The organism is Flavonifractor sp. An92 (assembly GCF_002159175.1).
Lineage (GTDB): Bacteria > Bacillota > Clostridia > Oscillospirales > Oscillospiraceae > Pseudoflavonifractor_A.
Genome location: NZ_NFGZ01000026.1, coordinates 14,731 through 25,901 on the forward strand (window position 1 = coordinate 14,731; position 11,171 = coordinate 25,901).

Below are 11,171 nucleotides of genomic sequence, written 5' to 3' on the forward strand. Positions count from 1 at the left end.
ATGAAACACCGCCTGGCCTTTGCCGGAAAAAAACTCCTCCGCATGGCCCTTCTGCTGCTGGGGGTGAGTTTTGCCGCCTTCGTGCTGATGGCGGCCTCCCCCCTGGACCCCCTGCGCACCAACGTGGGCCAGGCCGCCCTGGGCACCATGAGCAGCGAGCAGATTGCCCGACTGGAGGACTACTGGGGGGTGAACACCCCGCCCCTGGAGCGCTACGGAAACTGGCTCAGTGCCGCCCTCCACGGGGATTTTGGCACTTCGCTCCTCTACCGCCAGCCGGTGACTACCGTCATCGGCCAGCGGCTCGTCGCCTCCCTGGGGTTGATGGTCTTTGCCTGGCTCCTGGCGGGAGCCCTGGGCTTTCTGCTGGGCTGCGTGGCCGGGGCCTTCCGGGATAAACTCCCGGACAAGCTCATCCGGGGCTGGTGCCTCCTCCTGTCCAGCACTCCGTCCTTCTGGCTGGCTATTTTGCTCTTATTGGTGTTCGCCGTGTGGCTGGGGTGGCTGCCCATCGGGCTGTCGGTGCCCATCGGGGCGGACGCGGCGTCGGTGACGCTGATGGACCGGCTGCGCCACGCAGTGCTCCCCGCCCTCACCCTCAGCATCACCGGGGTGCCCTCCATCGCCCTGCACACCCGCGCCAAGCTCATTGAGGTACTGGAGCAGGACTATGTTCTCTTCGCCCGGGCCCGTGGGGAGAGCTACCACTCCATCGTGCTCCGCCACGGGCTACGCAATATTGCCCTCCCCGCCCTCACCCTCCAGTTCGCCTCGGTGAGCGAGATCTTAGGCGGCTCGGTGCTGGTGGAGCAGGTCTTTTCCTACCCCGGGCTGGGGCAGGCGGCGGTGGCCGCCGGAGTGGGCGGAGATCTCCCGTTGCTGCTGGGCATCACGGTGCTCACCGCCGCGCTGGTCTTTGGGGGCAATCTGGCAGCGGACCTGCTGTACGGCGTCATTGACCCCCGCATCCGAAGGGGGGCGGCCAAGGCATGAACAGCAATTCCCGGCGCGCCACTCTGGCGCTGGCCCTGCTGGCGGCGGCGGTGCTGCTGCTGGTGACGGTGGCGGGAACAGCCCTCCACGACGCGGCTATGGTCACCGACTTCTCCCGTAAGAATTTACCGCCCTCCCTGACCTGGCTCTTCGGCACCGATTGGATGGGGCGGGACATGCTGGCCCGCACCCTGGCGGGGCTCTCCCTGAGCATCCGCATCGGCCTCCTCACCGCGGCGGTGAGCGCCGTGCTGGCCCTGGTGCTGGGGGTGGCCGCCGCCGCTCTGGGCGGCTGGGTGGACAGCGTCCTCTCCTGGGTCATCGACCTCTTTCTGGGCATCCCCCACATTTTGCTGATGATGCTCCTGTCCCTGGCCTTCGGCAAGGGCTTTGTAGGGGTAGTGGCGGCGGTATCCCTGAGCCACTGGCCCTCCCTGGCCCGGTTGCTGCGAAGTGAGGTCCTCCAGCTGAAAAACGCCCCCTACATCCGGGTGGCCGAACACCTGGGCGTGTCCCGGCTGGCCATCGCCCGGCGGCACTTTCTCCCCCACCTGCTGCCCCAGTTCCTCACCGCCCTGGTGCTCCAGTTCCCCCACGCCATCCTCCACGAGGCCTCCATCACCTTTCTGGGCTTCGGCCTGTCCTCCGAACAGCCCGCCATCGGGGTCATCCTGTCGGAGAGCATGAGCTATCTCACCACCGGGCGGTGGTGGTTGGCCCTGTTCCCCGGGCTGGCGCTGGTGGGCGTGGTGGTGCTCTTCGCCCGGCTGGGGGACAGGGTGCGGGCCCTGCTGGACCCGGCCAGCGTACACGCATAAGGAGGGAGAAACATATGAATCCGATTCTGGAAGTGGAGCACTTTAACCTCTCCTTCACCCAGTACGACCGGGGGTCCCGGCGCAGGCAGTTCACCGCCATCCGGGACCTGAATCTCACCGTCCGCGCCGGGGAGGTGGCGGCAGTGGTGGGGAGCAGCGGCTCGGGCAAGAGCCTGCTGGCCCACGCGGTGCTGGGCCTTCTGCCCTACAATGCCGCCCCATCCGGGACCATCCGTTACGCCGGCGAAGAACTTACATCCGAACGAGTAGCCGCCCTCCGGGGGCGGGAGATGGTCCTCATTCCCCAAGGGGTGTCCTGGCTGGACCCGCTGATGCAGGTGGGCCCCCAGCTCCGCCGGGGGGACCGCTCCCCCGCCGCCCGGCAGCGCTCTGCCGCCGCCCTGGGCCGCTACGGCCTGGGCCCGGAAACCGAGACTTTGTACCCCTTTGAGCTCTCCGGCGGCATGGCCCGGCGGGTGCTGATGGCCTGCGCCGTGCAGGAAAACCCCCGGCTTGTGGTGGCCGACGAGCCCACCCCCGGCCTGGACCCCACCGCCGCTGGGCGCATGTTAGGCCACTTCCGGGAGCTGGCAGAGGGGGGCGCTGGGGTGCTGTTCATCACCCACGACCTGGAGTTGGCCCTGGCGGTAGCCCACCGGGTAACGGTGTTTTACGCCGGTACTACCGTGGAGGAGGTGGCGGTGGACGCTTTTTCCTCCGGGCAGCTGGCCCACCCCTACACCCGGGCCCTGTGGGACGCCCTGCCCCAGAACGGCTTCACCCCCCTCCCTGGAGCACAGCCCGGGCCCGGGGAGGTCCTGGACGGCTGCCCCTTCGCCCCACGCTGTCCCCATTGCCGCCCGGAGTGCCGGTCCGGGGCGCTGCCCCCCTGGCGGGAAACGCCCCTGGGCCGGGTCCGCTGTCACGCCTGGGAAGGAGGAGACGCATTGTGAGCCTGGAAGGACAAAATCTCACCTTTTTCTACCCCAAGAAAAAACATTCCCCCGTGCTCCAGGGGGTCGATCTGACCCTGGAGCCGGGGGAACGGCTGGGGCTCTCCGGCCCCAGCGGCCGGGGGAAGAGCACTTTGTGTCGCCTGCTGGCCGGGTATGAGCGTCCGAAATCCGGCCAGGTATTGCTGGACGGCGCGCCCCTAACCGTGAAGCGCGGACGGCCCAACTCGGTGCAGCTTTTGTGGCAGAATCCGGAGCTGGCGGTGGACCCGCTGCTTCCCCTGGGCCGCACCCTGGCGGAGGGCGGACCGGTGGAAGAGCGGCTGCTGGAGGCCCTCCAGATCCGGCCCGAGTGGCTGAGGCGCTACCCCGCCGAGCTCTCCGGCGGCGAGCTCCAGCGCTTCTGCATCGCTAGGGCGCTGAGGCCCGCCACCCGGTACCTCCTGTGCGATGAGAGCACCGCCATGCTGGACCTCATCACTCAGGCCCAGCTCTGGGCCTTCCTACTGGAAGAGGCGGAGCGGCGGAATCTGGGGCTTCTCATCGTCAGCCATAGTGACGCTCTGCTCCGGCGGCTGTGTACCCGAATTCAGGTGCTGTGATTGCGCGCTCGCCGCGCAGGCCGCCTGCTCGGCGGGAGCACCGCTTTCTTTGCAAAGAAAGCGGTGGGAAAGAAAGCCCAGAGGGGGGATACCCCCCTCTGGACTCCCCCAAAACGCATCCCGGCCTCCATCCGGCTGCGGAGGGATTTCATTACCCTGGCGTGGCCAATTCCGGGCTTTCCGCCTATCCGGAAAGCGTTGTACTCTGGCAATATGGGGCGGCCACTAAAAGGCCGCCCTTTTGGAGGGGAGTGGAGAGGGGAACGAGAAGTTCCCCCCTCCGCCTTTTCTTTCCCCGGTTTCTTTTCGCGAAAAGAAATCGGGCCCCCGCTGGGTAAGCGGCCCGCGCGGCGAGCGCAAATCCTCCGGGCTCCCCGGGGAGAAATATATACATAAGCATAAAAAAGAACGCCCGCGCTCGATTGAGCGCGGGCGTTTTGGCGGGGACAGGTAAGAATCGAACTCACCAAGGCGGGAACGCCGCCCTCTACGGTTTTGAAGACCGCGGGGCTCACCAGATACCCTTCTATCCCCAGATACATCTGCCCCGGGTCTATGGATGACCACCCCGGACAGCAGATGTAATTATAGCGTAAAATGATAAAGTCGTCAACCGCTTTCCCGCTTTTTCTCAGGGCTTTTTCAGCAGAACGCGGCTGTCGCCCTCCTTTTTGGTAAAGCCTTCGCTGTCCCAGTACTCCAGCAGGGCCAGGGCGTACTTGCGGGAAATGCCCAGGACGTCCCGGAACTCGGCCAGGGAGAGCTGGGGCTTCTGATCGAAGAGGCCGATAAGGGCGTCGGCGGCCTGCCGGTAATAATCCTTGCGCAGCACGATCTGGGCGTTGAGGGGCACCAGATCCCCGTCGTAGAAGAGGCGCTGGACCACCTGCCGGGCGCCGTCCTGCTTCTTGCCAAAGGAGCCCACGATGTCGTCCAGATTCTCCGGCGCCAAACCCGCCTTGCCGTAGAGGTCCAGCAGCTGGTCCTTCAGGCCGGTGTAGAAGGAGTTCCATACCACCTGGAAGTCGGGCAGAGCCACGGTGGGGCCCTCGATGCGCAGGCCCCGGTGCTCGGCAAAGTAGTCGATGAGGGCGTCGATGGCCGCCGGGGAGGCGGTGGGCAGGAGTTTGCCCCGGAACTCGCCCCGGTTCATGCCGGGCTGGAGGGGCTGGGCCTTGTGGTAGTCGCCCAGGAATTTGACGCACTTCTCCCACAGGCCCTCCAGGGCCTCGTGGCTGATGTAGCGGCCCACCAGCTCCACCACCGAACCATTTTCCAGCATGGGGGTGATGGACTCGGTGAGCTCACCGTCGGTGAGACCGGCGTGCTTGGCCAGGTCGTGGTGCTTGGGCAGGCTGGTACCCGCCTGGCGCAGGGCCTCCAGCACCTGCTTCTCCGACGAGCCGGAGGCGCGGGCGGCCAGGCCCTCCAGCACCGCCAGGTCGTTGCGCTTGTGGCGGCCCGGGGCGGCATTGAGGATGACGCCGCCGCCCACCGTCACCAGGGGCGAGAAGAAGCGCACCACATAGTGGTCGCCGTTCTTCACCGCCACGTCCTCCTGGAAGCGGAGCTGGGCGTACCCGGTCTCGCCGGGCTCCATCTGGTCCTTGCCCAGCACCACACACTTGCACACCAGCTCCCGGCTGCTGTGGTGGAAGTGGAGCTGGGTGTCGTTCTTGATGGGATAGGGGGAGTCTTTCAGCACCGTGAGCTGCACGTCCATCTGCCGGGAGAGCACCATGGAGCCGGGCTTGGCGATGGTGTCGCCCCGCTTCACGTCGGCCTTATCGATGCCGGACAGGTTCACCGCCACGCGCATACCGGCGCTGGCCCGCTCCTCGGGCTGGTCGTGGTTCTGAAGGCCGCGGATGCGGGCCTTTTTCTCGCTGGGATAGATGGACACTTCCTCGCCCAGCTTCATGGAGCCCTCGATGAGGGTGCCGGTGACCACGGTGCCAAAGCCGTCCACCGAGAACACCCGGTCCACCGGCAGGCGGAAGGGCCGGTCCTGGTTGCGCTGCTCGGCGCCCTCCACCAGCTTCACGATGAGCTGCTTGAGCTCCTCAATGCCCTGGCCGGTGTAGGACGACACGGCGATGATGGGGGCGTTCTGGAGGAAGGTGCCCTGGACGGTCTCCCGGGCCTCCTCCTCGATGGCCTCCAGCCACTCCTCGTCCACCATGTCGGCCTTGGTGACCACGATGATGCCGTTCTGCACCCCCAGCAGGGACAGGATGCCCAGGTGCTCCCGGGTCTGGGGCATGAACCCCTCGTCGGCGGCGATGACCATGAGGACCACGTCCATACCCGACGCGCCCACCAGCATGTTGCGGATGAACTTCTCATGGCCGGGCACGTCGATGATGCTGGCGGTCTGGCCGTTGGGCAGGGTGAGCTGGGCAAAGCCGATCTCGATGGTGATGCCCCGCTTCTGCTCCTCCTTGAGCCGGTCGGTGTCCACCCCGGTGAGGGCCCGGGTAAGGCAGGTCTTGCCGTGGTCCACATGGCCGGCGGTACCGATGATGATATGCTTCATAGCGCAAGCGCTCCTTTATTTCAGAATGGCGTCCAGCGCCCGGACGATCTCCTCCCCGTCCTCATGGGTGAGGGTGCGGGGGTCCAGCACGTACTTTTCGTGGCGGATGCGGCCCACGATGGGGGTCTCCCAGGCCCGCAGGGCCTTTTCCAGCGCGTCCAGGGAGCAGTTCACCGGGGCGAGCTCCACCACCCAGGTGGGCAGGGGCACGCCGGGCAGACTGCCGCCGCCCACCTCGCCGGTATCGGGGGCGGTGGTGACGGTGCAGCGCGCCCCCAGCTTCTCGGTAAGCGCCGCAGCAAAGGCCTCAGCCCGCAACCGCAGCTCCTCCCGGGTGGCCCCCAGCATGGAGAGAGTGGGGATGCGCCGGGCGGCCAGGGCGTGGTCCTCGTAGAAGCGGAGGGTGGCCTCCAGCGCCGCCAGGGTCAGCTTGTCGATGCGCACCACCCGGGCGAACTGGTTCTTCTTCATGGCCTCAATGTATTCCTTCTTGCCGATGGCGATGCCCGCCTGGGGCCCGCCCAGGAGCTTGTCGCCCGAAAAGCACACCACGTCGGCTCCGGCCTTCACGCTGTCCTCCACGGTGGGGCCGTCGGGGACGCCCAGGACCTGGTCGGTGAAGAGCGCGCCGCTGCCCAGGTCGTGGAACACAGGGACGCTGTACTCCTTGCCCAGGGCCACCAGGTCCTCGGTAGAGACCTCCTCGGTGAAGCCGATGAGCTTGAAGTTGCTGGTGTGGACTTTCAGCAGGATCTCGGCCCCCTGCTCCTCGATGGCCCGGCGGTAGTCGGACAGATGGGTCTTGTTGGTGGTGCCCACCTCAATGAGGTGCGCGCCGCTGCGGGCCATGATCTCGGGCACCCGGAAGGACCCGCCGATCTCCACCAGCTCGCCCCGGGAGATGGCCACCTTCTTCCCGGCGGCCAGGGCAGAGAGCATGAGGAACACCGCCGCGGCGTTGTTGTTCACCGCCAGGGCACCCTCCGCGCCGGTGAGGGAGCAAATGAGTTTGTCCACATGGGAGAAGCGGCTGCCCCGCCGGCCCTCGTCCAGATTGTACTCCAGATTGGAGTAGCCACGGGCGGCCTCGTACACGGCCTTGGCGGCCTCCTCGCCCAGAGGGGCGCGGCCCATATTGGTGTGGAGCACCACGCCGGTGGCGTTGATGACCCGCCGCAGGTGGGGCCGGCAGGCGGCCCGGGCCTGAGTGATGGCGGCCTGGGCCAGCACGGCGGTCTCGGGGAGGGCGGTAATGCTGCCGTCCAGAATGCCCCGGCGCAGGCCGTCCAGCTGGGCGCGGGCGGCCTCCTTCAGCGCGTGGTAGGGCAGCTCGCTCTGGGCCTCCACCAGCGCGGGGCAGGTCAGAAGCACATCCATCTTGGGGAGCTGCTGAAGCAGAGCTTTGTCCATGGGGTGAACCTCCAGTTTCCGGGGCGGAGGGGTCCGCCCCGAGTCATCACAATGTATCAGACATTATATCATACCGCCCGAAGGAGGGACAAGCCAAAAGGCAAAACTTTGTGGTTCACGCCTTGTCCCCGGTTCCCTTCTGGGGTACAATGGGGAGAACGTCCCGCCGGAGCGGGAGCAAGGAGGATGGACATGGAGCTCTACTACTACCACCATATGAGCCCTCTGGAGCAGGAGGTGTACCGGGCCCTGCGGGAAGGCCTCAGTCAGGTGCGCCCCACCGTGGTCGTGCCCCGGCTGGAGGGAAAGGCGTTGGGCGATGTGCTCTTCAAGCTGCGGCTGGACCTGCCGGAGCTCTTCTATGTCACCGGGTTCTCCTACCGCTTCCACCCGGCGGGGAGCCATGTGGAGGTGCTGCCCGAGTACCTCTTCCCCAAGGCCAAGGTCCTCACCCACCAAAAGGCCATCCAGGCCCGGGTGGAGCGGCTGTGCCGTCCCTTGCAGAAAAAGTCCCCCTGGGAGCAGGCGGAGGCCATCCACGACCTTCTCTGCACCACGGTCCACTACGATAAGCTGAAAAAGCCCTACTCCCACGAGGTCATCGGTCCGCTGACCCAGGGAGTCGGGGTATGCGAGGGCATTGCCAAGTCAGTGAAGCTCCTGTGCGACACGTTGGGCATCTGGTGCATCCTGGTCCTCAGCGAGGCCGACCCGGAGCACGGCGTGAAATACCGTCACGCCTGGAACCTGGTGAAGCTGGGCGGGCAGTACTACCACCTGGACGCCACCTTCGATAACACCCTCAGCCAGGGCGGGGAGTTAAGACGGGACTACCTGTTTCTGGACGACAAACGGGCCTTCCGGGACCATTTGCCCGCCCTCTACCCGGTGCCCACCTGCACCGACAGCGGCAAATTCTACTACAAGACCGCCAAGCGCTCCTTCACCAAGCCGGAGGAGGTGGCCTCCCGGGCCCGGCAGGCCATGCGGAAGGATCAGACCCTGGTGTTCCACTGGCGGGGCGGGCCTCTCACCGCCGATGTGCTGGGAGAGCTGGTGAAACTGCTGGAGGACGTCGCCCGGGAGAAGGACCGCCACGCCCGCATCCAGGTCAACCGCCCCCAGGCGGTCTTTCAGGTGACCTTCCCCAAGGAGGAAGTCGCCGCCGCGGTGGTGGAGGAAGAGGCCAACGAGGGGGAGAGTTTGTAGGGCCCCTGCTTTCCGGGGAGCCCGGAAGATCTGCGCTCGCCGCGCGGGCGTCCTACCCGGACGGGGCACCGCTTTCTTTGCAAAGAAAGCGGTGGGAAAGAAAGCGCAGAGGGGGGATACCCCCCTCTGCACTCCCCCAAAACGCATCCCGGCTTTCATTCTGCTGCGGCGGTATTTCCAAAGTACGGCGTGGCCAATTCCAGGCTTTCCGCCTATCCGGAAAGCGTTGTACCCCGGCAAAAAGGGCGGCCCCTGAAAGGCCGCCCCTTTGGAGGGGAGTGGAGAGGGGAACGAGAAGTTCCCCTCTCCGCTTTTTCTTTCCCCCATTTCTTTTCGCAAAAAGAAATGGGGCCCTGTCCGGGTAGGACAACTTACGCCATCAGAGCGGCGATCATGGCGGCGGCCTCAGCGGCGGTGATGGTGCCCTGGGGGTTGAAGAGGTTATCCTCGCCCACAGGGATGTACTTCTGGATGATGTTCCACATGGCGCCGTCGGTCGCCCAGGAGGCAATGGAGTCGGCGTCGGCGTAGGTGATCTGGACCGCCCACATACCGGTGGGGCCCTTCTCCAGGACGGTGGCGGCGTTCATCAGCATGACCGCGGCCTGCTCCCGGGTGATGGGGGCGTTGGGGTTGAACTTGCCGGCGCCGTCGCCGGAGACAATGCCCTCGCTGGCGGCCCAGTCCACGGCGGTGCTGGTAACGTCAGAGAAGGGGGCCTTGGCAAACTCGGGGACAGGGTCAAGGCCCTGGGCTTCGAAGAGCTTCTCCACGAAGGCCTGACGGGTCACGGTGTCGGCCGCGGGCGCGGTACCGGCGTTGAGGGTCCAGTGGCTCTTGGCCTTGGGAGGCGTGATGTCCTTGCCCTCGGCGGTCATGGCCTTGATGTACTCGGCGATGACCAGGGTGACGGAGCCGCCGATGGAGCCGAACTCCTCGGAGACCGAGCCGTCCCACAGCACGGCGTCGGTGCCCATGGTGATGCCGGTGGTGGCGTACCAGCCGAACTCGTCGCCGGCGGCGTTGGCGGACAGGCGGTAGGAGTTGAGGGCCACCTTGAAGGTCTGGTCATCGGTGACGGGCTTACCCTGGTAGGTGAGGTTCACCACGCGGCTGCCCTCGGGGTTGCCCATGTAGATGTCATAGTCCATGCCGTAGAGCTGGTCGGTGCCGAAGCCGCCGCCGGTGATGGTGCCGTCTGCCTCCACGGTGTAGTCCTTGGTGCAGTCCTCCAGCCAGTCCTTGATCTGCTTGCCGGTCATCTCGATCATGTAGATGAGGTTGTTGTCATACTTGTAGAAGGAGTAGCAGTCCTTCAGGCTGATGGGGGCGCTCTCCGCGCCGTTCAGGAGCTGGCCGATGCAGAAGTCCTTGTTGGCCACGGGGGAGGCCAGGGACAAGTCCGCGCCGGTGGCCCAGAGCTGGGCCTCGTGGACCAGATTCATGGTGTCGCTCTGGACATGGAAGAGGTCGGTCTCATCGTCCCAGTCGCCGGAGAGGGTGCCGATCTGCTCGGTGATGAAGGGCAGGGTCCGGTCGTAGTAGGGCTGCATGAGCTCCTTGAGGCCGGCGTCGTTCTCATAGGTGGTGAGGTCCAGGTTCTCGCTCTGGCCGATGGTGAAGGAGCCGTCGGCCGCGATGGTGACGGTGGTCTTGGTCAGGGTGGAGGTGCCGCCGTTGACGCAGGGGACGGTCTGGCCGTCGGCGTTCTTCATCTCGGTGACGCCCACCTTGTGGTTGTGGCCGGCGATGACCATGTCGATGCCGGTGGTGTTCTCCACCAGGTGGCGGACCTGGTTCTCGGGGGAGAAGTCGGTCTTGCCGGTCTCCACGGCGTCGCCGTCACCGGCGCCCACCAGGCCGCTGTCCTCGCCGGAGTGGCTGGCCACGATGACGAAGTCGCAGCCCTCGTCCTCCCGCAGGGCCTTCTGCCAGTAGTTGACCCACTCATAGGCATAGGTCCGCTCGGTGTTGTCCTTGTGGACGAAGTCGGAGCCCTCGTAGTGAGTGGGCAGGTCCCAGTTGGGGACGTTGACGTTCTCGAAGCCCAGAATGCCCACCTTGAACTCCTGGCCGCCCACGTCGAAGGTCATGGTCTTGTAGGGCTTCAGGTTGGGCTCCTGGGTCTCGATGTTGATGTAGTTGGCGCACAGGGCGTCCACGGGGGTGCCGGGGTACTTGTCGCTGGTGTCGGCCAGCATGTCATAGAAGATCTGCTGGGTCTCCATGTCGAAGTTGAACTCATGGTTGCCGGGGACAAAGGCGTCATACCCGATGTAGCGCAGGCAGATGGCCATGGGGTTGTCCACGCCGCCCTCCATGTTCATGTTGTAGCTGATGATGGAGCTGCCCTGGATGATGTCGCCGTTGTCGATGAGGATGGTGCCGTCCATGGCCGCCCGCTCTTCCTTCATGGCGGTGGCCACCTTCAGGTAGCTGTTCTTGACTTCCTTGCCGTCGATGGGGTTGAGGTCGTAGCATTTGCCGTGCATGTCGGTGGTGGAGTAGATACCCAGCGTGAAGGTATCCTTCTCTGCCGCCAGGGCACTGACGCCCGCGCAGCTCATCAGCAGAGCGGCGGTCATAGCGCCGGCGGTCAGGCGGCGCAGGGTCCTCTTGTGGCTTGCCATAGGATCTCCTCTTTTCCTGT

The 11,171-nt window shown here is 65.7% G+C and carries 8 protein-coding genes and 1 tRNA gene; 5 read left to right on the forward strand and 4 right to left on the reverse strand.

The window, feature by feature from the left end:
* The 4 genes from B5G43_RS13760 to B5G43_RS13775 are packed head-to-tail and all read left to right on the forward strand — an operon-like array spanning position 1 to position 3,366.
* Positions 1–993 carry an ABC transporter permease gene (locus B5G43_RS13760; protein WP_204244488.1) on the forward strand — a complete coding sequence of 331 codons (993 nt, stop codon included), beginning with the start codon at positions 1–3 and terminating at the stop codon, positions 991–993.
* Positions 990–1,811, forward strand: coding sequence for an ABC transporter permease (locus B5G43_RS13765; protein ID WP_087262352.1), 822 nt, complete (start codon positions 990–992; stop codon positions 1,809–1,811). Before B5G43_RS13760 ends, B5G43_RS13765 begins: the two co-directional genes overlap by 4 nt.
* A 14-nt stretch (positions 1,812–1,825) precedes the next feature.
* Positions 1,826–2,764: an ABC transporter ATP-binding protein gene (locus B5G43_RS13770; protein ID WP_087262354.1), complete on the forward strand. Its 939-nt coding sequence runs from the start codon at positions 1,826–1,828 to the stop codon at positions 2,762–2,764.
* Positions 2,761–3,366, forward strand: a complete 606-nt coding sequence (locus B5G43_RS13775; protein ID WP_087262356.1) for an ATP-binding cassette domain-containing protein — start codon at positions 2,761–2,763, stop codon at positions 3,364–3,366. The genes B5G43_RS13770 and B5G43_RS13775 overlap by 4 nt, the downstream gene beginning before the upstream one ends.
* Positions 3,367–3,804: 438 nt before the next feature.
* Here B5G43_RS13775 and B5G43_RS13780 read toward each other — a convergent pair.
* From B5G43_RS13780 to selA, 3 genes are all read right to left on the reverse strand, one after another.
* A tRNA-Sec gene (locus B5G43_RS13780) sits at positions 3,805–3,900 on the reverse strand.
* A gap of 97 nt (positions 3,901–3,997) precedes the next feature.
* Positions 3,998–5,902, reverse strand: coding sequence for a selenocysteine-specific translation elongation factor (gene selB, locus B5G43_RS13785; protein WP_087262358.1), 1,905 nt, complete (start codon positions 5,900–5,902; stop codon positions 3,998–4,000).
* 15 nt (positions 5,903–5,917) lie between these two features.
* Complete coding sequence (gene selA / locus B5G43_RS13790; protein ID WP_087262360.1) at positions 5,918–7,312, reverse strand: L-seryl-tRNA(Sec) selenium transferase; 1,395 nt, start codon at positions 7,310–7,312, stop codon at positions 5,918–5,920.
* 192 nt (positions 7,313–7,504) lie between these two features.
* Between selA and B5G43_RS13795 the strand changes: the two genes are divergently transcribed.
* The gene (locus B5G43_RS13795; protein WP_087262362.1) at positions 7,505–8,521 is read left to right on the forward strand and encodes a transglutaminase domain-containing protein; all 1,017 of its coding nucleotides are present in this window, start codon (positions 7,505–7,507) and stop codon (positions 8,519–8,521) included.
* 371 nt (positions 8,522–8,892) lie between these two features.
* On the opposite strand, the gene B5G43_RS13800 is transcribed toward B5G43_RS13795, so the two are convergent.
* Complete coding sequence (locus B5G43_RS13800) at positions 8,893–11,151, reverse strand: 5'-nucleotidase C-terminal domain-containing protein (RefSeq protein WP_087262363.1); 2,259 nt, start codon at positions 11,149–11,151, stop codon at positions 8,893–8,895.
* Positions 11,152–11,171 lie beyond the last annotated feature (20 nt).